18 protein-coding genes and 2 pseudogenes are annotated in these 20,771 nt (G+C 67.0%); 4 read left to right on the top strand and 16 right to left on the bottom strand.

The window, feature by feature from the left end; genetic code table 11:
• Position 1: 1 nt before the first annotated feature.
• Positions 2-1,864, bottom strand: a complete 1,863-nt coding sequence (gene mutA / locus ACRCUN_RS09920) for a methylmalonyl-CoA mutase small subunit (protein WP_462141455.1) — start codon at positions 1,862-1,864, stop codon at positions 2-4.
• A 138-nt stretch (positions 1,865-2,002) separates the two neighbouring features.
• Between mutA and ACRCUN_RS09915 the strand changes: the two genes are divergently transcribed.
• Entirely contained in the window at positions 2,003-2,746 is a 744-nt protein-coding gene (locus tag ACRCUN_RS09915) for a TVP38/TMEM64 family protein (protein ID WP_462141454.1), read from the top strand.
• A 1-nt stretch (position 2,747) separates the two neighbouring features.
• Here ACRCUN_RS09915 and ACRCUN_RS09910 read toward each other — a convergent pair whose 3' ends face one another.
• Genes ACRCUN_RS09910 through ACRCUN_RS09900 form a run of 3 tightly spaced genes read right to left on the bottom strand, consistent with a single transcriptional unit; the run spans position 2,748 to position 4,779 of the window.
• Positions 2,748-3,098 carry a DoxX family protein gene (locus ACRCUN_RS09910; protein WP_462141453.1) on the bottom strand — a complete coding sequence of 117 codons (351 nt, stop codon included), beginning with the start codon at positions 3,096-3,098 and terminating at the stop codon, positions 2,748-2,750.
• 37 nt (positions 3,099-3,135) lie between these two features.
• Positions 3,136-4,326 (bottom strand): SPFH domain-containing protein, encoded by a 1,191-nt coding sequence (locus ACRCUN_RS09905; protein WP_462141452.1) that lies wholly within the window; start codon positions 4,324-4,326, stop codon positions 3,136-3,138.
• Positions 4,327-4,344: 18 nt separating this feature from the next.
• The gene (locus ACRCUN_RS09900) at positions 4,345-4,779 is read right to left on the bottom strand and encodes an NfeD family protein (RefSeq protein ID WP_462141451.1); all 435 of its coding nucleotides are present in this window, start codon (positions 4,777-4,779) and stop codon (positions 4,345-4,347) included.
• A 57-nt stretch (positions 4,780-4,836) separates the two neighbouring features.
• On the opposite strand from ACRCUN_RS09900, the gene ACRCUN_RS09895 reads away from it, so the two are divergent.
• On the top strand, positions 4,837-5,694 hold the full coding sequence (locus ACRCUN_RS09895; RefSeq protein ID WP_462141450.1) for an Rv1486c family protein: 858 nt from the start codon (positions 4,837-4,839) through the stop codon (positions 5,692-5,694).
• On the opposite strand, the pseudogene ACRCUN_RS09890 reads toward ACRCUN_RS09895, so the two are convergent.
• The 9 genes and pseudogenes from ACRCUN_RS09890 to ACRCUN_RS09850 all read right to left on the bottom strand — a co-directional run bounded on the left by ACRCUN_RS09890 (position 5,660) and on the right by ACRCUN_RS09850 (position 14,808).
• Positions 5,660-6,735, bottom strand: a pseudogene (locus tag ACRCUN_RS09890) (ferrochelatase). The gene ACRCUN_RS09895 and the pseudogene ACRCUN_RS09890 sit on opposite strands and share 35 nt — an antisense overlap.
• Positions 6,736-6,746: 11 nt before the next feature.
• Complete coding sequence (gene inhA / locus ACRCUN_RS09885; RefSeq protein WP_085145631.1) at positions 6,747-7,556, bottom strand: NADH-dependent enoyl-ACP reductase InhA; 810 nt, start codon at positions 7,554-7,556, stop codon at positions 6,747-6,749.
• Positions 7,557-7,575: 19 nt separating this feature from the next.
• Entirely contained in the window at positions 7,576-8,370 is a 795-nt protein-coding gene (gene fabG1, locus ACRCUN_RS09880; RefSeq protein ID WP_462141449.1) for a 3-oxoacyl-ACP reductase FabG1, read from the bottom strand.
• A gap of 154 nt (positions 8,371-8,524) precedes the next feature.
• Entirely contained in the window at positions 8,525-9,532 is a 1,008-nt protein-coding gene (locus ACRCUN_RS09875) for a VWA domain-containing protein (protein WP_067845337.1), read from the bottom strand.
• A gap of 49 nt (positions 9,533-9,581) precedes the next feature.
• The gene (locus ACRCUN_RS09870; RefSeq protein WP_067845336.1) at positions 9,582-10,526 is read right to left on the bottom strand and encodes a DUF58 domain-containing protein; all 945 of its coding nucleotides are present in this window, start codon (positions 10,524-10,526) and stop codon (positions 9,582-9,584) included.
• Complete coding sequence (gene moxR1, locus ACRCUN_RS09865) at positions 10,523-11,686, bottom strand: chaperone MoxR1 (protein ID WP_067845335.1); 1,164 nt, start codon at positions 11,684-11,686, stop codon at positions 10,523-10,525. The genes ACRCUN_RS09870 and moxR1 overlap by 4 nt, the downstream gene beginning before the upstream one ends.
• A gap of 137 nt (positions 11,687-11,823) precedes the next feature.
• Complete coding sequence (gene ripB / locus ACRCUN_RS09860) at positions 11,824-12,516, bottom strand: NlpC/P60 family peptidoglycan endopeptidase RipB (RefSeq protein ID WP_462141448.1); 693 nt, start codon at positions 12,514-12,516, stop codon at positions 11,824-11,826.
• 10 nt (positions 12,517-12,526) lie between these two features.
• On the bottom strand, positions 12,527-13,999 hold the full coding sequence (gene ripA / locus ACRCUN_RS09855; RefSeq protein ID WP_462141447.1) for an NlpC/P60 family peptidoglycan endopeptidase RipA: 1,473 nt from the start codon (positions 13,997-13,999) through the stop codon (positions 12,527-12,529).
• A 206-nt stretch (positions 14,000-14,205) separates the two neighbouring features.
• Positions 14,206-14,808 carry an Rv1476 family membrane protein gene (locus tag ACRCUN_RS09850; RefSeq protein ID WP_462141446.1) on the bottom strand — a complete coding sequence of 201 codons (603 nt, stop codon included), beginning with the start codon at positions 14,806-14,808 and terminating at the stop codon, positions 14,206-14,208.
• Between the two features lie 342 nt (positions 14,809-15,150).
• Between ACRCUN_RS09850 and ACRCUN_RS09845 the strand changes: the two genes are divergently transcribed.
• Together ACRCUN_RS09845 and ACRCUN_RS09840 are read left to right on the top strand one after the other, a co-directional pair.
• Complete coding sequence (locus ACRCUN_RS09845; protein ID WP_462141445.1) at positions 15,151-17,979, top strand: aconitate hydratase; 2,829 nt, start codon at positions 15,151-15,153, stop codon at positions 17,977-17,979.
• Positions 17,980-18,007: 28 nt separating this feature from the next.
• Positions 18,008-18,586 (top strand): TetR/AcrR family transcriptional regulator, encoded by a 579-nt coding sequence (locus ACRCUN_RS09840; RefSeq protein ID WP_462141444.1) that lies wholly within the window; start codon positions 18,008-18,010, stop codon positions 18,584-18,586.
• A gap of 2 nt (positions 18,587-18,588) precedes the next feature.
• Here the strand turns inward: ACRCUN_RS09840 and ACRCUN_RS09835 are convergent, their stop codons facing one another.
• From ACRCUN_RS09835 to ACRCUN_RS09825, 3 genes and pseudogenes are all read right to left on the bottom strand, one after another.
• Positions 18,589-18,783, bottom strand: coding sequence for a helix-turn-helix domain-containing protein (locus ACRCUN_RS09835; protein WP_462141443.1), 195 nt, complete (start codon positions 18,781-18,783; stop codon positions 18,589-18,591).
• A gap of 129 nt (positions 18,784-18,912) precedes the next feature.
• Entirely contained in the window at positions 18,913-20,541 is a 1,629-nt protein-coding gene (locus ACRCUN_RS09830) for an ABC-F family ATP-binding cassette domain-containing protein (protein ID WP_462141442.1), read from the bottom strand.
• A pseudogene (locus tag ACRCUN_RS09825) lies at positions 20,538-20,766 on the bottom strand (hypothetical protein); the annotation flags it as partial. The pseudogene ACRCUN_RS09825 and the gene ACRCUN_RS09830, both read right to left, overlap by 4 nt.
• Positions 20,767-20,771: the final 5 nt, after the last annotated feature.

Here is a 20,771-nt window from a genome sequence, read left to right as displayed (position 1 = left end):
GTCAGGCCCCCAGTCCGGTGAGCAGGTTCGACAAGGCTTCGACCGCGTCGATCTTGGCGGTCAGGTAGCCGTCCGGTTTCGAATCAGCCTCTGCTACGGCCTTTTCCGGACCGGCCAGCAGAATTTGGCGCACGCCCGCGGCGCGTGCGGCGGCAACTGCCGCGCCGGCGTCGGCACCGTAGCGGGCGTCGGTCCCACACAGCACGGCGACTGCCGGCGCCCCCGCCTCGGCGACAGCCGCTGCGATTCCGCTCGCGTCGACGGTGCCGGGGTTGACGGCTTCGATACCCCCGGAAGCCAACAGGTTCGACGCGAATGTCGTGCGGATGTTGTGTTCGGCCAGCGGACCGAGCGGCAGCAGGAGCACCTGTGGCCGCGTTCCGGTCCTGGCCAGGTACGCATCGGAGCGGTCCCGCAGCGCTTCGAAGCCGGCCGCGTAACGTGCGATCGAATCGGCCGAGTTGCTTTGCGGCAGCGGCTTTTCCGCGAGATTCGGGAACTCGTTGACACCGGTGATCGCGGTACGGCGATGGGCGATGTCGGCACTGCGCCTGGCGGCGACCTCGGCGATCTGGGCGCCGACGTAGTCGCGCGCCGCCACGAATCCGCCGCGCGCTTCGATGTCCTGGAAATGCGCCCAGGCTTGTCCCGCCAGCTGGGCGGTGAGATCCTCGACGAACCACGAGCCGCCTGCCGGATCCAGCACCTGCCCGATGTGCGACTCCTCCAGGAGCAACAGCTGGGTGTTGCGGGCGATACGCCGCGCGAACGTCGCCGAAGTGCCCTCCAACCCGCCGGGGATCGCGACGTCGAACGGATGCACCTGAACGGTGTCGGCTCCCCCGACACCCGCCGAGAACGCGGCCAGCGTCGTGCGCAGCATGTTCACCCATGGGTCGCGTTGGGCCATCATCGGCAGCGACGTCACGGCGTGGATCGTGGCTGCGCCGGCATCGGCGGCGCCCACCACCTCGGCGACCCGGGCCCACAGTTGCCGCGCCGCACGCAGCTTCGCGATGGTGGTGAACTGGTCGTCGTCGGCCGCATAGCGGAAACTGATCTGTTGCAACGCATCCGAGATCGAGGACGCTCCAGTGGTCAGCATGCGCAGGTACTCGACTGCGGCGGCGATCGAGCCCGCGAGCTCCCAGGCGGCACTGGCGCCGAGATTGTGCAACGCCGGGCCGTCCACGGTGATGGCACGCACCCCGCCCCGGTAGCCGGCCGATTTGGCGGCCACGCTCAGCAGGTCGGCGTCGTCAGCCGCGGGCCGCCCGGAAAGCGGAGCCGTCAACGGGTCGGCGCCCAGGTCGATGGACAACCGCGAGCGCTGGTCGTCGTCCAGCCCGGCCAGCAACGACAGCACCGCGTCGGCGGTGGCGGCCAGGTCCGTGCCGGTGTCTTCGAAGATCACCGGCACCAAATCGAGGAAAACCCCGTCCAGGAGGCGGTCGAGTTCAGCCGGGGCGATACCGTCTGCCCCGCCGATCCGCAGAGCGAGTGCGCTTGCGCCCTCGGTGAGGGCCACGAGCACCGCGCCGTTGACGGTGTCCACGCCGCTCCCGGAGACCGCGGGGAATCCCTCCACGACCTTCCAACCCGACTTCACGTCGCGCAGGGCGTCACCGCCGCGGATGAAGGGCCATTGGCCGGGCAGTGCGGGCTCGGGCAGCGCGTCCAGGCTGGTGTAGAGCGGCCGGATCGCAAAACCCTCGTAGGTCGGGGAATCGAGCAGTCGTTCGGGCTCCGGCCCCAAGTCGGCCGGCTCGCGCCGACTGCTCTTGGCGAGCACACCGGCGACTCCCGCACGCCACTGGTCGCGATCCGCTTCGATCGCGCTTGACCCCTGTAAAGACACCCGCATCTCCTGTTGTCGCAGCGTGTGACCTACCCACTTGCCCCTCAGGCTAAATGATCGCCATCACCGCTCTGACCGCCGGTCAGCAGACTCACGGCGCTGCGCAATGGGGCCGCGGGGCGACGCCCCGTAGTCTTGGTAGACGTGAAAGCCGTAGTCAGCACCCTGCGTACCGTGCGCGCTGCGGTAATCACGACGGCTTCGCAGCTCTCGACATGGCGCATCGTCGCCCTTCTCGCGGGCATTGTGATTCTCGTCGCAGTTGCGCTGCTCGTGCCGTTGCCCACCGCGATGCAGCTGCGGGACTGGGCCACCTCGGTCGGCCCGTGGTTCCCGCTCGCCTTCCTCGGCGCACACATCGTGGTGACCGTCTTCCCGTTTCCCCGCACTGCTTTCACACTGGCGGCCGGTCTGCTGTTCGGCCCCGCGACCGGCGTGGCGATCGCTGTCGTCGCCAGCACGGTCAGCGCGGTACTGGCGTTGCTGTTGATCCGGGCCGCCGGTCTGCAGCTCAACCGGCTCGTATCGCATCCGCGGGTCGAGTCACTCGATGCACGCCTGCGCCAGCGTGGCTGGCCGGTGGTCCTGTCCACGCGGATGATCCCCGCCGTGCCGTTCTCGGTGCTGAACTACGCCGCGGGCGCCTCGGCGGTGCGGGTGCTGCCGTACACCCTCGCCACGGTGGCAGGCCTGCTGCCCGGCACTGCCGCCGTCGTCATCCTGGGTGACGCGCTGACCGGCAATATCAGTCCGATGCTGTTCGTGGTGTCGCTGTGCACCGCCGGTCTCGGCGTGGCCGGGTTGGTGTTCGAGGTGCGCAGTCACCGCCGCGAGCAGCGCAAGAACAAGTCACCCGATACTCCGGCACAGAAGGCCTTCTCCCGCTGAGTCACGCCGCGCGGCCGGTGCCCTTGGCTGTCAGCGCCGCATAGGTGGCCACGAAGCCGGCTGCCGGAATCGCGTTCACGGGCTTGTCGTGGGCCCGGATGTGGGCACCTACCGCGAGCACGAAATACACCGTCAGCAGCGCGGTGGTCAGCCGGCCAAGCGCCGGGTAGCGCCCGGCCGCCAGCAGACCCACCGCCGAAGCCGACTTGATGACCGGAAATATCCACCGGATCCGCTGCGGCACACCGAGATCGTCGAAGGCTTTGACGACGGGCGGCGCCTTGAACGCACATGCGGCGGCGTCGCCCGCCTGGATCGCGGCCAACGCAGCATATGTCTTGGAGACAGCCATACCTTCACGCTAACCAGGCGACGCCGCGCGTCAACTGCTACTGCGCGCGGTGTGCACCACCGGGCAGTTCCTGCGAAGGCGGAACACCCAATGACGGATTGACCGGCGCCGACCCGAGCGGCGGGGTGGTCTTGCGCGCTTCGGCCTCCGCCTTGGCGACCGCCTGCGCGATCTCCGGATCGGTGTCGGTGGAGAACCAGTCGGCGACCTCGTCGCTGTCGTCCTCCGGCTTGGGCAGGTCCTCGTCCACCGGCGACGGCGTGTAGCGGAACACGCCGTCCTCGCCGGGCGCGCCGAGAAGCTTGGTGAATCCCTGCAGGGCGGCTCCGAAATCGCTTGGCACGAGCCACACTTTGTTGGCCTCGCCCTTGGCCATCTGCGGGAGCGTCTGAAGGTACTGATAGGCCAGCATCTCGGGAGTGGGCCGGCCGGCCTTGATGGCGGCGAACGTCTTCTCGATGGCCTTTGCCTGGCCCTGCGCCTGCAGGTACTGGGCAGCGCGCTCGCCCTGCGCCCGCAACATGCGCGACTGGCGGTCGGCCTCGGCGGCGAGAATCGCGGCCTGCTTGGCACCCTCCGCGGCGAGGATCTGCGACTGCTTCTGGCCCTCGGCCTGCTTGATCGACGATTCGCGCACACCTTCTGCGGTCAGGATCATCGCGCGCTTCTCCCGGTCGGCCTTCATCTGCTTCTCCATCGATTCCTGGATCGACGGCGGCGGATCGATGGCCCGCAGTTCCACGCGCGCAACCCGCAGACCCCATCGCCCCGTCGCCTCGTCGAGCACACCGCGCAGCTGGCCGTTGATCTGGTCGCGCGACGTCAGCGTCTGCTCGAGCGTCATACCGCCGACCACGTTGCGCAGTGTCGTGGTGGTCAACTGCTCGACGCCGACGATGTAGTTGCTGATCTGGTACACGGCCGCTTGCGGATTGGTCACCTGGAAGTAGACGACCGTGTCGATGTTGACCGTCAGGTTGTCCTCGGTGATCACCGGTTGCGGCGGGAACGACACAACGCGCTCACGCAGGTCAACCCGGGCCCTGATCTTGTCGATGAACGGCACGAGCAGCGTCAACTGGCCCGAAACGGTCTTGCTGTACCGGCCGAGCCGCTCGATGACCGCCGCCTCGGCCTGCGGAATGAGTGCGACCGACTTGGCAACGATGATGATCGCGAACACCACGAGCACGATCAGTAAGACCAGGCCCGCTACCGCACCTTCCATGGGGATTCCCTCCTGAGGTCAAAGCGTCTTGAAGACAACCGCGGTGGCACCGTCGATCCGGACCACCGTCACATGGTCACCCGGTTCGTACACATCGTTGTCGTTGAGTGGCCGGGCCGTCCAGACCTCACCGTCGAGCTTCACCTGACCCTCGTGCTGCGCAACCCGGTCGAGCACCAGCGCGGACTTGCCCTCAAGGGCCTTCACCGGCTCGGGAAGGCCCTTGCCTGCCTCGAATCGCCGCCGCAACGCGGGCCGAACCAGCACGAGCAGCAAAACCGAGACCACGAGGAACACCAGACCGTCCGCCCAGATCGGCCAATCCAGCAGCCAACTCGAACCGGTTGCCGCCAGTGCGCCGCCCGCGAGCATCAGCAAGAACATGTCGCCGGTCAGCGCTTCAGCCCCGGCGAGCGCCAGCGCCAGGATGAGCCAGATCAGCGGAACGGGCATGCGCCTACCCTAGCGAATCCGGCCTGATCGGCGGCCGACAATTACACTGCGAGCATCATGTGGTGTCCAAGTGCAACGCTGTCGATGTGGGTCAATGCCTGGCTCGCCGGTGCCGCCGCGCCTGACGATGTTCTGGATGCGCTATCGCAGTGGGCGCCAACGCATTCTGTGACGGCCTACGATTCGGGCGCGGCCGCCAGGACCGGCTTGCCCTGGCCCGATCTGGAGGACTCCGGGTCGGTGTCGCTTCTGCAGACACTGCGCACCGCTGTCGCGGGCAGCACGTCGAAGCCCGCGATCACGGTCGCCCAGCCGGTGCCCGGCGACGTGCGCGGTCTGCCCGCGGGCACCCAGTTCCAGCGCGATGCGCTTGCGGTCGGGGAAGCCGTGATGGTCACGCACGACGAACTCGACAGCGTCGGGCTGGTCCCGGAATTCGAGTACTACGAACTCGACGACGTCGAGATGGCGTCGGCATTCGAACCGGAACCCCGCGCGCTGTCCTGGACGGTGTACTCCGTTCCGACCATGCCCGTGGCCGAGTACTTCGACCTCGGCGAAGCCGAGTACGAACTGCGTGCGGCCGTCCGATCGGCCGCCGAAACCCTCGGTGCACTCCGCGCCGGCGTGGGAATCGACGTCGACGACCCGCGCGGGATGGTCGAACAGATCCTGGAGGCCAACCGCCTGCACCGGATTCCCGACCACGCACCCACGCGAGCGGTCCGGGTGCTGGAGACCGCGGCACACGTCGACGCGATCATCGCGGTGAGCTCGGGGCTGATGCCGATCGGACTGCAGAGCTCGTCGGAAGTGCAGATCGCAGGCGACGCACTGCGACCGCTCGCACTGGTTGTCCGCTCGGCACGCCTGGCCGCACTCAACGCGATACTGCGGTCGGCCTGGAGCGACTAGGGCGCGACCGGCCTAGGCAGGCCCACCGCAGCACTGCGGCGCACACGGGGCCCCGTTCACACAGAATCCGTAGCCCGGCACCGGGTTTGGGTCGACCACTCGCTGCGGCTCCGAGCCGTTGCGGAGTTCGTCGATCAAGCTCACCGCGAGCCGGGCGAACCGCGGATCGGCATTCGGGGTGGCGGCCCGCACGAAGGCGATGCCCGCCGCTTCGGCCTGCAACCGCAGTTCGTAATCGAGATCCCACACCACCTCGATGTGGTCGGCGACAAAACCGATCGGGCAGACGATGACCGCCCTGGTCCCCCGCTCACTCAACGCGGTCAGGTGATCGCCGACATCGGGCTCCAGCCACGGGATGCTCGGCGGTCCCGACCGCGACTGCCACACCTGGTCGTAGTCGTCGAAGCCCGCGGCGGCCGCCACCAACCGGGTGGCATAACCCACCTGCCGGCTGTACAGCCGTGGGCCGTGGCGCTCATCCGCCGCGATCGGGATGGAGTGCGCGGTGAACACCAACCGCGCCTCGTCCCGCAGTTCGGCGGGCAGCGAGTGGGCGGCAGCACCGATCGCGTCGGCGAACATCTCCACCAGCAGGGGGTGGTCGAAGTACTGCCGCAGCTTGACCAGTTCGGGGGCGCCCGCACCGACTGCGGCCCTGGCCCGCGCGATGTCCTCGACGTACTGCCTGCAGCTCGAGTAACCGCCCCATGCCGACGTGGTAAATACGGCTGCTCGTCGAATTCCGTTGTCGCGCATGGCCGCAACCGTGTCCTCGACATACGGGTCCCAGTTCCGGTTGCCGAAATAGACCGGCACACCCGGCAACTGGACCCGCAGCTGTTCGATGAGCGCACGGTTGATGCCGTTGATCGGCGAAACCCCACCGAAGTGCAGATAGTGTTCAGCGACTTCGGCGAGTCGTTCCGTCGGGATACCCCGGCCCCGCGTGACGTTCTCGAGAAACGGCATCACCTGCTCGGGACCCTCCGGGCCACCGAAGGACAACAGCAGAACGGCGTCGAAGGTGAGGCGTTCCATACCCGGTGGCCCTAGAGCAGCTGGGTGCTGGCGCCGCCGTCGGCGTAGATGACCGTGCCGGTCGTGGCGGGCAGCCAATCCGACAGCAGGGCGCACACCGTCTTGGCGACCGGCGTCGGATCCTTCATGTTCCAGCCCAGCGGGGCACGCTGATCCCAGCCCTCTTCGAGCAGCTGCATCTGCGCCCCGGCTTCGTCACCGAGCGCCCCACCGACGATCGCGCTCATCGCGAGCGTCCGGATCGGCCCGGCGGCAACGAGATTCGACCGAACACCGACCTTGCCCGCCTCCCGCGCGACGAACCGGTTGACCGACTCCAGGGCGCTCTTGGCCACCGTCATCCAGTTGTAGGCCGGCATCGCGCGAGTCGGATCGAAGTCCATACCGACGATGCCGCCACCCGGGTTCATGATCGGCAACACGGCCTTGGCCAGCGATGCGTATGAGTACGCCGAGATGTGGATGCCCTTGGCGACGTCCTCGTACGGCGCGTCGAAGAACGGGTTGACGCCCATACCGGTCTGCGGCATGAACCCGATCGAATGCACGACGCCGTCGATCTTGTTGCCCTCGCCGATCACCTCGGTGATGCGGTCGGCCAGCGTCGCCAGGTGCTCCTCGTTCTGCACGTCGAGCTCCAGCAGCGGCGCCTTCTCCGGCAGCCGGTCGGCGATGCGCTGAATGAGCTTCATGCGGTCGAAGCCGGTAAGCACCAGTTCCGCGCCGGCCTCCTGCGCGACCTTGGCGATGTGGAACGCGATCGACGAATCGGTGATGATCCCCGTGACGAGGATGCGCTTGCCTTCTAGAAAGCCTGCCATTTGAAAGTCCTTTTCTCTCTTAGTGGCCCATGCCCATGCCGCCGTCGACCGGGATGACCGCGCCGGCGATGTAGCTCGCGTCCTCCGAAGCCAGGAAGCTGACCGCCCCGGCGACCTCCTCGGCAGTGCCCACCCGCTTCGCCGGGATGAACTCGAGGGCGCCCTGCTGGATCCGCTCGTCGAGCGCGCGGGTCATCTCGGTGTCGATGTAGCCAGGGGCCACGACGTTCGCGGTGACACCGGCCTTGGACAGTTCGCGCGAGATCGACCGGGCCATGCCGATCAGGCCGGCCTTCGCGGCCGCGTAGTTGGCCTGGTTGCCGATGCCCCACATACCCGACACCGAACCGATGAAGATGATGCGGCCGAAGCGCTTGCGCTGCATGCTGCGCGACGCGCGCTGCGCCACCCGGAACGCCCCGGTCAAGTTGGCGTCGATGACATCGGTGAACCGGTCCTCGGTCATCCGCATGAGAAAAGCGTCCTTGGAGATGCCTGCGTTGGACACCAACACCTCGACCGGACCCTGGTGCTCCTCGACCTCTTTGAACGCGCGATCGACGGCCTCGCTGTCGGTGACGTCACACACGACGCCGAACAGCCCGTCGGGCGCTCCGGATCCGCGGTGTGTCACGGCCACCCTGTGGCCGTCGGCGGCCAGCCGCTGCGCGATCGCCAGGCCGATACCCCGATTTCCACCGGTGACCAGCACGGAACGGGATACGAAGGCAGGGCGGCCCGCAGCGGACTCACCCGCGGTCTCGGCTGGATTGTCGGTCACAGTAATTTCTCTGCTCCTCGCGTCCGCAGTCATCACCGTCAACTTAACGTGCGGCCTGCGGTTCCCCGAAATCGACACCGGGGGGCGCTCGGCGTAGCTCGACCGTGCGGTTACGGCGTCGAGTGTGCCGTGGCGGCGGGATCTACGCCGGAGACCCACCACCTGCGCACACTCGATCGGCCGCCACCTATCCGGGCAACCGACGATTGATCAGCAGCGCCGCGACGCCGGCCAACGCCAGCACCAGTGCGCCCAAACGCAGCCATCCGACACTCGCGTCACCCTTGATGGTCTCGTAGCCGATCTGCTGCTGCAGTGAGGTGAACACCGCCTTGAGCTGTTCGAGGCTCGACGCGGTGAAGGCGTCGCCACCGGACAGCTGCGCGATCTTCTTGAGCATGTCGTCGTCGACCGGCACCGGTTGGCGCTGATCGTTGATCTCGACGTAGCCGTACGGGGTTCCGAACGACACGGTCGAGATCGGCACACCCTGGTCGTGGGCGGTCCGCGCGGCGGTGAACGCGCCCTTCGGGTTGTCGGGGTTGGACGGCACGGTCTCCTTACCGTCCGACATGAGCACGATCCGGGCCGGCGGCGGTTCGTCGCCGCCACCGATCACCGCACCGACCGTGGCGATCGCCTGCAACGCCGTGAAGATGCCCTCGCCGGTGGCCGTGCGGTCGGCCAGCTGCAGTTTGTCGAGTCCGTTCTTGGTGGCCTCGCGGTTCGTCGTGGGCTGCACCAGCACGGTGGCGGTGCCCGCATAGGCGATGAGCCCGAGGTTGATGCCCGGGGTCAGCTGATCGGCGAACTGTTTGGCGGCCTCCTGTGCGGCGACGAGGCGGCTCGGCGAAACATCGGTTGCGCGCATCGACTGCGACACGTCGATCACGAGCATCACCACCGCGCGGTTGCGCGGGATCCGGACGTCATTGGTGGGCCCGGCCATCGCGATCGTGAACAGGACCAGCGACGAGACCAGCAGGATCGCGGGCACATGGCGCCAGCGAGTCGGTTGCTTGGGTGCAACGCTCTCCAACAGCTCCATGTTGGCGAACCGCAGGATGCGCTGCTTACGCGCGCGCTGCACCGCGATGTAGAGCGCCACCAGACCCGCGACCACGATGAGGAACAAGAACCACCATGCGTGCGCGAAGCCCGATAGGCTCATCGGACCGAGTAACGGTAAAGTCATGTGCTACTTGCCATTTCAGTTTCGTGTCCTCGACACCGGACGGGTCGGCCTAATGACCGGCCAGGGCACCGCGCCTCCGGTTGGCGACGAACCGGACCACATCGGCGATCCAGTCCCGGTCGGTGCGCAGGGTCAGCAATGGGGCGTCGCAGCGCCGCAGGGTGCGGGCCACCTCTTCGCGGTGCGCGGCGGCCGCCTGTTCGAAATCGCTGCGCAGTTGCGCGTCGATCGTGAACTCGCGAGTGACCCCGGTTTCGGTGTCCTGCAAGATGACGTCGCCGACGTCGGGTAGCTCGACGTCACGCGGGTCCAGCACCTCGATACCGAGCACCTCGTGCCGGCCCGCGATGGCCCGCAGCGGTCGCATCCAGTTGATGGGACCCAGGAAATCGCTGATGATGACCGCCATACCGCGACGGCGCTCGGGCCGGCGCAGCGCGTCGATCGCGGCCGCCAGGTCACCGCGGACACCGGTCGGCGCCTTAGGCGTGGTGGCGATCGCGCGCAACAGTTCCTGCTCGTGCACCCGGCCGCTCAACGCCGGAACCCGGCGCATCGTGTCACCGTTGGCGATGATCGCGCCGATCCGGTTGCCACCACCGCTGTTGAGAAACGCGATGGCCGCGGCGGCGGCCACCGCCAGATCACGCTTCTCACATCCGGTAGTGCCGAAGTCCAGGCTGGCCGAGACATCGACGACGAGCCAGGTCTCCAGCTCGCGGTCGGCGATCATCTGCCGCACGTGCGGCTGGGTGGTGCGTGCTGTCACCGACCAGTCCATCCGGCGCACGTCGTCACCGGGCTGGTAGATCCGCGACTCCCCCGGCTCCGACCCCGGACCGGGGATCAAGCCGAGGTGATCACCGTGCAGCACGCCGTCGAGCTTGCGGCGCACCGTCAGCTCGAGCTTGCGCAGCGCCGCCGTCAGCGCGGGGTCACGGATCTCCCCGCGCTTGAGCGACGGCAGGTCGACGGCGCGTCGGGAACTGGTCACCGACCGCTGGCCGCGGCAGCTGCGGCGGGAACGGCGGGCGGAACCGAATGACCTTGCTGCGGAAGGGCATTCACCTGCGGCAGGGCCACCGTCTGCAGGATGCGGTTGACAACGGTTTCCGCGGAGATCTCATCGGCCAGCGCGTCGTAGGTCAGCACAAGGCGGTGGCGCAGCACATCCGGGATGACCTCGACGACGTCCTGCGGGATGACGTAGTCACGCCCGCGCACCAAGGCGAGCGCACGCGCTGCCGAGATGATGCCGAGCGAGGCGCGCGGTGAGGCGCCGTAGGCGATCCACGCCTTGGCGTCGGGCATGCCGAACTTCTCGGGCTCGCGCGTCGCGGTCACGATGCGCACCACGTAGTCCACCAACGCGTGGTGCACGAACGTGTTGGCCGCGATGTCCTGCAGCCGCAGCAGATCGCCGGTCGCGAGGATCTGCTTGGGCTCTGGCGGCTTGACGCCCATCCGGTAGATGATCTCGCGCTCTTCCTCCGGCGACGGATAGTCGACGTTGAGCTTGAACAGGAAGCGGTCGCGCTGGGCTTCCGGAAGCGCGTACACGCCTTCCTGCTCGATGGGGTTCTGGGTGGCCATGACCAGGAAGGGGCTCGGCAGCGGGAAGGTCTTGCCGCCGATCGAGATCTTGCGCTCGGCCATGACCTCCAGCAACGCCGACTGCACCTTGGCCGGGGCGCGGTTGATCTCGTCGGCGAGCAGGAAGTTGACCACCACCGGGCCGAGCTCGATGTCGAAGTCTTCCTTGCCCTGCCGGTAGATGCGCGTACCGATGATGTCGGTGGGCACCAGGTCGGGGGTGAACTGGATACGGGCGAATGTCCCGCCGACCACCTTGGCGAACGTCTCGACCGCGAGGGTCTTGGCGACCCCAGGGACGCCTTCGAGGAGGACGTGCCCCTTTGCGAGCAAACCGACGAGCATGCGCTCAACCAGCTGGTCCTGGCCGACGATGATGCGCTTGACCTCGAAGATCGCGCGTTCGAGGGTGTGCACCTCGGCCTGCAGACCACCGTTGGTGGCTGCCTGCGGGGCGGCCTGCGCGGCATGGGAGCCGGTCGGCCCGGGCGGATAGCCCGGCGCGGGGCCCGAGCCGGGATACCCTCCGGCGCCCTGCGGCGGTCCACTCGGTGACGTCATCAACTTCCTCCCACGGTCTTGATCTGCAAAACGCTGGTCTTGCCGGTTCTACTTAGCCGGGCAATCAGGTGCCCGCAGTCAACTATTCCAGGCACCTCGGAATCCGTCGACGCTGGCCGGAAGTGCTCAGCTTCCCCTCAGGATTCGATGATGCGGGCCGCGTACGGCTGCAAACCCGATGTGCGCACCGGGCTCACCGTCACTTTGCCCGCGCTGCCGGACGCTTCGATCATCCGGCCTCCGCCGAGGTACATCGCCACGTGCTGGCTGCCGCCCGGCCCCCAGAACAACAGGTCGCCGCGCTTGGCCTGCGCCACCGGGACTTTGCGGCCGGTGTCGTACTGATCACCGGAGTACTTCGGGATCAGCACGCCGACACCCGCATACGAGAACTGCGTGAAGCCCGAGCAGTCAAAGCCGACCGTGTTGGCTCCGGAGTCGATGCCACGGCTCGGGCCGCTGGGCTTGCCGCCGCCCCACGAATACGGCACACCCATCTGCGTGCCGCCGCGCCGGATCACGTACTCGATGGCCTGCGGTCCCCGAACACTCCCGGCGGCCACGCTGGTCGGCGCATCGTTGACCAGTCCGAGGCTGGCAAGGAATTTACGGCCCAACCCCATGGTGACCTCGGTGGCCTGCGCGGTCGCTTGCAATGAAGCGTTGGCGATCGCCAGTGGGTCGCCCGGCGCCCCGGCACTGATCAGTTTGGGCAGCGTGGGGTCCCACTGACCGTCGTCGGGCGCGGCGCCGGCCGGGGTCACCAGTCCGATGGCCGCGACGGCGAGCGCCGCGACGACGGTCAGGCAACGTAAGACGAAGGAGCGCAAAGTAATCCCATCAGTATTCGATTAGCCGGGTCACGAACGGCGTCATGCCGCTGGTGCGTACGGGCGAGATCTTGACGTGCGATCCGGTGTAGGGCGCCTCGAGCATCTGCCCGTTGCCGAGATACATCGCGACGTGCTGACTGGCGTTGGGTCCGTAGAAGATCATGTCGCCGCGGCGCATCTGAGAAGACGGGACCTTACGTCCGGCGTTGTACTGCGACCCCGAGTAGTGGTCGAGCTTGATGCCGACGCCGGCGAACATGTACAGCATCAGCCCCGAGCAGTCGAAGCCGACCGTGCCTGCACCCGAATCGATTCCGCGGCTCGGGCCGGCCGCGTTGCCGCCGCCCCACGAGTACGGCACACCCATCTGCGACATCCCGCGCCGGATCACGTACTCCATGGCCTGGCGCCCGTAGACCCGCGGGATCGCGCCGTTGGTGTAGCCGGTCGGGGTCGGCAGGATGCCCAGCTTCTGCAGGAACGTCCGCCCCATGTTCGCAGTGACCTGAGCCGAGGTCTGCGAAATGCCGAGTATGGCATTGATTATCGCGACCGGGTCACCGCTCACGAACGCGCTGGGGATCGCGGGAAGCGTGGGATCCCATGCGGTGTCCCAGTTCTGGCCGGCCTGGACCGGCGCCCCCGGCGCCCGATCCCAGTCGCCTGCCGCGGCTTGCGGTGCCGGCTGGGGTGTCCGCGCCGGCGCACCGGATGGTGCCGAGACCTTACGCACCTGGTCGAGTTGGCTTTGGGCGGCGGCCCGTTCGGCGGTCAACCGCTGCAATTCGGTCTGCTGCGTGCTGAACGTCTGCTGCGCCTGCTTGAGCGCCGACACCGCGGAGTCCTGGCTGGTTTGCGCATCGATCGTCGCCTGGTCGGCTTTCTGCTTCGCCAGCCGGGCCGTCGATTCGCGGTTCACCTGCTCGGTACGCGCCCGCTGCAGATCTGCGATCACGTGATCGGCACTCGCCGCCAAGGTCTGTCCGGTGGCAGCGGTGCTGACCATGTCGGCGGGGTCGGCCGCCGTCAGGTACGAACTCGACGGTCCGTTGACATAGGTCGCCGCCGCGAACGTGTCGAACCGCTTCTGGGCGGCGTCGATCGCCGCATTCGCGTCGGCGATGCCCTGTTGGCTCGCCTCCACCTCGCGTTGCGCGGTCGCGGCGCCGTCGCGTGCGGTCTGCACATCGAGGATCGCCTTGTTGACGGTCTCCTGTTGCGCCTGGATCGCCGCACCGAGTTCCTGCAACTTCTGATCCGCGTTGGCGACGGCGGCGACCAAGGTCGCGAGGTCTGGATTACCGGGGTCGGCGACCGCTGGGCCGCCGCCGGACAGCGCTGTCGCCAGCAGCATGCCGAGCGTCAGCGGCACCGCGAAGATCCGGCCATACAGACGGGACGGAGAGGTTCGATCTGCTCCTCGCGTCCGCGTGCCCCAATCTGCTCCTCGCGTCCGCCACGCGCGCACGGTGCGTCTCATTCGACTCAAGTCTCCTATGGCTCAACGTCGGCCTACCGGCAGATTTGCTCGGCGCCTATGCGCAGAAGTCACATGAAGCACAACTACAACAATTGGTACCGATTGCACCGTACGTCACATGTGAAGCTAAAGAAACTTTAGTCACAAATTACAATAATGTAATTGCGGAGAGTGTGACCAATTAGAGATATTCGGACAATTCCGAACTAATGTTCGATGGCCTCTTCCGGCCTGTCCGGGCGCGCATCCGACGGCCCTGCCGTAGCCAGCCGTTTGCTGCGAACCTGCAGCATGCGGGTGGCGACGGCACCCGCGGCGACCCCGAGGACCAGCACGATCGTCAACGCCGTCCATGGGAAATCCGGCGTCGTAATCTCGCCGACGAAATTCTGCGAGGAAAGGACCGGGTTGCCCGTCTTTGCGACATCCTGACCGGCCTCCAAAGTCACCCGATCGAGAGTCGGGCTGTAGGTACCGGCGAATGACGGACTCAACGCCAACACGGTCGATCCGGGATTGGCCTGCCCGACCTCGGTCGCGATATCACGCAGCGGCGTATCGATGCCGGGATTCCTCGGCAGCACCACGATCTTGAGGTCGATGCCCTGCTGGCGCGCATCGCTGACCACCTGCCGCAGCGCATCGACGTCAGCGGCGGGCGCACTGACGCCGTCGTCGCGCACATCGGCCTGCACCGCCGCCATGCACTGGGCCACGCCGTCGGGCTGACCCGGATCGATGCCGACGGTTTCGCACACCTCGACCGGGATGAATGCCGGGAGGAACGGGATGACGTGCGGTCCAGTCACACAGGCAAGGTACCTGTGCCGTCGCCCCGCAGAGAATCGACACCGTCCATCGCGACGCCATCGTCATCGTCCCGTGCGCCGGTTGTCACGCCAGCGTGACCGTCGGCGCCGAGCGTCACGCTGGCGTGGACGCCAGCGGCCGGTTGTCACGCCAGAGTGGCCGTCGGGGCCGAGCGTCACTCTGGCGTGACAATCAGGAGTTCACTCGAACCGGGTGGCAGGCACACAGCGAGGAAGGAAGACTGGACCCCGGCGTGGAGCCCATTGCAGGACAAGCGTACTGTTAACATCGGAACGCCGCAGACACAGCCCGTCGCGGCGAGATTTGAGCCGGGAGTTGATGTGAGCAGCGAAAATACGGAAAGTTCGTCCCTTAACTCGTTTGGTGCCCGGGACACCCTGAAGGTCGGGGACCAGAGCTACGAAATCTATCGCCTGGACGCAGTGCCCGGTACCGAGAAGCTCCCCTACAGCCTCAAGGTGCTCGCGGAGAATCTGCTGCGCACCGAAGACGGCGCGAACATCACCAAGGAACACATCGAGGCCATCGCCAACTGGGATCCCTCGGCCGAGCCGAGCGTCGAGATCCAGTTCACCCCGGCCCGCGTGCTGATGCAGGACTTCACCGGTGTGCCCTGCATCGTCGACCTGGCCACCATGCGCGAGGCCGTGGCCGCCCTCGGCGGCGACCCGAACAAGGTCAACCCGCTTTCCCCCGCCGAGATGGTCATCGACCACTCCGTGATCCTCGACGTCTTCGGCAACGCCGGCGCCTTCGAGCGCAACGTCGAACTCGAATACGAGCGCAACTCCGAGCGCTACCAGTTCCTGCGCTGGGGCCAGGGCGCGTTCGACGACTTCAAGGTCGTCCCCCCGGGCACCGGCATCGTGCACCAGGTCAACATCGAGTACCTGGCCCGCGTCGTCATGGTCCGCGACGGCAAGGCTTACCCGGACACCTGTGTGGGCACCGACAGCCACACCACCATGGAGAACGGGCTCGGCGTGCTGGGCTGGGGCGTCGGCGGTATCGAGGCCGAGGCCGCCATGCTGGGCCAGCCCGTCTCGATGCTCATCCCCCGCGTCGTCGGCTTCAAGCTGACCGGTGAGATCAAGCCCGGTGTCACCGCCACCGACGTCGTCCTCACCGTCACCGACATGCTGCGAAAGCACGGCGTGGTCGGCAAGTTCGTCGAGTTCTACGGCAGGGGCGTGGCCGAGGTGCCGCTGGCCAACCGCGCCACGCTGGGCAACATGAGCCCCGAATTCGGTTCCACCGCAGCGATTTTCCCGATCGACGACGAGACCATCAACTACCTGCGCCTGACCGGCCGCAGTGAGCAGCAGCTCGCGCTCGTCGAGGCCTACGCCAAGACGCAGGGCATGTGGCACAACCCGGACAAGGAGCCGGTCTTCTCCGAGTACCTGGAGCTGGACCTGTCGACGGTGGTGCCGTCGATCTCGGGCCCGAAGCGCCCGCAGGACCGCATCGAGCTGTCGGATGCCAAGAACGCGTTCCGCAAGGACATCCACAACTACGTCGAGGAGAACCTCCCGACGCCCCACACCCAACTCGATGAGGCGGTCGAGGAATCGTTCCCGGCCTCCGACCCCGCCAAGCTGTCGTTCGCCGACGACGGCGCGGTGGACGTGCGTCCGTCCGCGGCGAACGGTTCCGAGGGCCGGCCGTCGAAGCCGATCACCGTGCGCTCCGAGGAGCGCGGTGAGTTCGTGCTCGATCACGGGGCTGTCGTCGTCGCGGGTATCACGTCGTGCACCAACACCTCCAACCCGTCGGTCATGCTCGGCGCGGCGCTGCTCGCCAAGAAGGCCGTCGAGAAGGGACTGAGCACCAAGCCGTGGGTCAAGACCAACATGGCGCCCGGCTCGCAGGTCGTCACCGACTACTACAACAAGGCCAACCTCTGGCCGTACCTGGAGAAGCTGGGCTACTACCTGGGCGGCTACGGCTGCACCACGTGCATCGGCAACACCGGCCCGCTGCCGGACGAGATCTCCAAGGCCATCAACGACAACGACCTGTCGGTCACCGCGGTGCTCTCGGGTAACCGCAACTTCGAGGGCCGCATCTCCCCCGACGTCAAGATGAACTATCTGGCTTCTCCGCCGTTGGTCATCGCCTACGGCATCGCGGGCACCATGGACTTCGACTTCGAGACCGACCCGCTCGGCCAGGACCAAGACGGCAACGACGTCTTCCTCAAGGACATTTGGCCCTCCGCCGCCGAGATCGAGGAGACCATCGCATCCTCGATCAACCGCGAGATGTTCACCGACTCGTACGCCGACGTGTTCAAGGGCGACGACCGCTGGCGTTCGCTGTCCACGCCGGAGGGCAACACCTTCGAGTGGGACGAGTCGTCGACCTACGTCCGCAAGGCCCCGTACTTCGACGGCATGCCCGCCGATCCGGAGCCCGTCACCGACATCAAGGGCGCCAGAGTGCTTGCGCTGCTTGGCGATTCGGTGACCACCGACCACATCAGCCCGGCCGGTTCGATCAAGCCGGGCACCCCGGCCGCGCAGTACCTCGACGCCAACGGTGTGGAGCGCAAGGATTACAACTCGCTGGGGTCGCGGCGCGGCAACCACGAGGTGATGATCCGCGGCACATTCGCCAACATCCGGCTGCGCAACCAGCTGCTCGATGACGTCTCCGGTGGCTACACCCGTGATTTCACTCAGCCCGGCGGCCCGCAATCGTTCATCTACGACGCCTCGGTCAATTACAAGGAAGCGGGCATCCCGCTGGTCGTCCTGGGCGGCAAAGAGTATGGATCGGGTTCCTCCAGGGACTGGGCGGCCAAGGGCACGGTGCTGCTGGGCGTCAAGGCCGTCATCACCGAGTCGTTCGAGCGCATCCACCGGTCGAACCTGATCGGCATGGGTGTCATCCCGCTGCAGTTCCCGGCCGGTGAATCGGCCGCGAGCCTCAAGCTGGACGGCACCGAGACCTACGACATCACCGGTATCGAGGCACTCAACGAGGGCAAGACGCCGAAGACGGTCAAGGTCACCGCGACCAAACAGGACGGCGCCAAGGTGGAGTTCGACGCGGTCGTCCGTATCGACACCCCCGGTGAGGCCGACTACTACCGCAACGGCGGCATCCTGCAGTACGTGCTGCGCAACATGCTGAAGGCGAAGTAGGCCCGGCGGACCGGCAGAAGGTAACGCGTTGCCCCGGGTAACCGATGACCATCTCGCGGCCCGGCGCCGTCAGATCCTTGACGGCGCCAGGCGCTGCTTCGCCCAATACGGGTACGAGAGTGCGACCGTGCGGCGGCTCGAGCAGACGATCGGGCTGTCGCGCGGCGCAATCTTCCACCACTTCAAGGACAAGGACACCTTGTTCTTCGAGCTGGCCCGCGAGGATGCCGAACGCATGGCCGACGTCGCGGCGCGCGAAGGCCTGATCCAGGTCATGCGCGATCTGCTCGCCGAGCCGGAGCAGTACGACTGGCTGGCGACCCGGCTCGAGATCGCCCGAAAGCTCCGTAACGACCCGGCTTTTCACCAAGGCTGGGCGGAACGGTCAGCCGAACTCTCGGCCGCTACCACCGAGCGATTGCGTCGGCAGAAGCAGGCCGGGCGCCTGCGCGACGATGTGCCGAGCGCAGTGCTGCACATCTACCTCGACCTCGTGCTCGACGGCCTGGTCGCCCGGCTGGCCTCCGGCGAAGACCCCAAGAATCTCAGCGCGGTGCTGGATCTCGTGGAAGCCTCGGTGCGACAGCAGCAACCGACGATTCAGTGAGCTCAGGCTCGCGACTTGGTGCGATGGTTTGGCCCACCGCGGCTACGCATGGTCGTCCCGGATTCGCGTAGCAAGCTGTGTATCGAGCCGTAGGACCGTCCGGTCCTAGCAACCAGCGAGCGGATGCTGGCGCCCCCCTCGTAGGCGCGGCGCAACTCGTTCAACAGCTCGTCCCGGGTCTTGTTCATATCCTTCATCGACATCTCCCCGCTCTTGATGTCCCGACGCATACCCACCCTAGGAAGCAGTCACACACCGATGGGCGGATTTGTCCAACGTCTTAAGATTTACGCGGCCGAAAATGAGACGGGTCTTGAGTTTTCGCGTCAGGCGAGTTCGATGAGGTCCCGGTAGTCGTTGGACCAGAAGTCCTCGGTGCCGTCCGGGAGAAGCACGACGCGCTGCGGGTCGAGAGCCTCGGCGGCACCCGGGTCGTGCGTGACCAGCACGACGGCACCGACGTAACTGCGCAGTGCGTCCAGCACCTGTTCGCGCGACGCCGGGTCGAGGTTGTTGGTTGGCTCGTCCAGCAACAACACATTGGCAGTCGAAGCGACGAGCCCGGCCAGTGCCAGCCGGGTCTTCTCGCCACCCGACAGGGTGCCGGCAGGCTGGTCCAGCTGCGGCCCGGTGAACATGAACGCGCCGAGCAGACCACGCAGATCCTGCTCTCCGGTGTCGGGAGCCGCGTGGCGGATGTTCTCCCACACCGTCGCGTGGTCGTCGAGCGTGTCGTGCTCCTGAGCGAAATAGCCGATTTTGCAGCCGTGTCCGGGTTCCAGTCCGCCGGCATCCGGCGTCTCCGCACCGGCCAGCAGCCGCAGCAACGTGGTCTTGCCCGCACCGTTGAGCCCGAGCACGACAACGCGAGACCCACGGTCGATCGCCAGGTCGACTCCGGTGAAGACTTCGAGCGACCCGTAGTTCTTGGTCAACCCTTTGGCCACCAACGGCGTCTTGCCGCACGGAGCCGGGGTCGGAAACTTGATCCGGGCCACCTTGTCGGCCACCCGTTCCTCGTCCAGGGAAGCCATCATCCGCTCGGCGCGACGCAACATGTTTTGCGCGGCAACGGCTTTCGTCGCCTTTGCGCCCATCTTGGCAGCCTGTGCGCGCAACGCGGACGCCTTGCGTTCGGCATTGGCGCGCTCGCGGCGGCGGCGCTGCTCGTCGGTCGCGCGGGCGTCGAGGTATTTCTGCCAGCCCATGTTGTAGACGTCGACCTCACCGCGGACGGCGTCGAGGAACCACACGCGGTTCACCACCTCGGCCAGCAGGTCGACGTTGTGGCTGATCACCACCAGACCACCGGTGTGATTGTGCAGGAAATCGCGCAACCAACCGATCGAGTCCGCGTCGAGGTGGTTGGTCGGCTCGTCGAGCAGGAGCGTGGTGGCCGACCCCGAGCCGGTGTCGCTGGCGGCGAACAGGATGCGCGCGAGTTCGATGCGGCGCCGCTGGCCGCCCGAGAGCGTCCGCAACTGCTGAGTGAGCACGCGCTCCGGTAGACCGAGGCTCGCGCAGATACGGCCCGCCTCGCTCTCGGCCGCATAGCCGCCGAGCGCGGAGAACCGTTCTTCGAGTTGACCGTAGCGACGCACCGCCTTGTCCCTCGCCGCGTCGTCGGCGACCTCGGCCATCAACACCTGCTGCTTCTCGAGGTCGGCCAGCAACGTGTCGAGGCCCCGCGCGGACAGCACGCGATCGCGGGCCAGCACGTCGAGATCGCCTTCTTTGGGATCCTGCGGCAGGTATCCGATCTCCCCCGTGCGCGAAATACTGCCCGCGTACGGTTCGCCCTCGCCGGCAAGGATGCGCATCGTCGTGGTCTTACCCGCGCCGTTTCGGCCAACCAGACCGATGCGGTCACCCGGCTGAATGCGCAACGCGGCACCCTCGGTCAACAGCAGCGTGCGCGCGCCGGCGCGGACCTCCAGGTCCGTTGCGGTGATCACGCTGCTCTACTCCTATCCACGGGTTCTCCCGGATGCGCTGTTTCGTCGGTGAGGGCTGGGAGTCGCATCTCGGCACGGGCCGCCCCGGCGTTGTCGAGTTCGCGGTGGCGGGCGCACGAAGAGTAGTCCCAGGCCTTCGGCCCGCATGTGCCCCTCCAGGCTAGCGGCGTCCAGTCCACTCCAAAGACCGCGCCTGGTCAACTCGGTTTCGTCACGGAAGACGCCGGTAC

The sequence above is a fragment of the Mycobacterium venezuelense genome (assembly GCF_054919535.1).
This window is presented reverse-complemented; position numbering and strand designations above follow the sequence as displayed.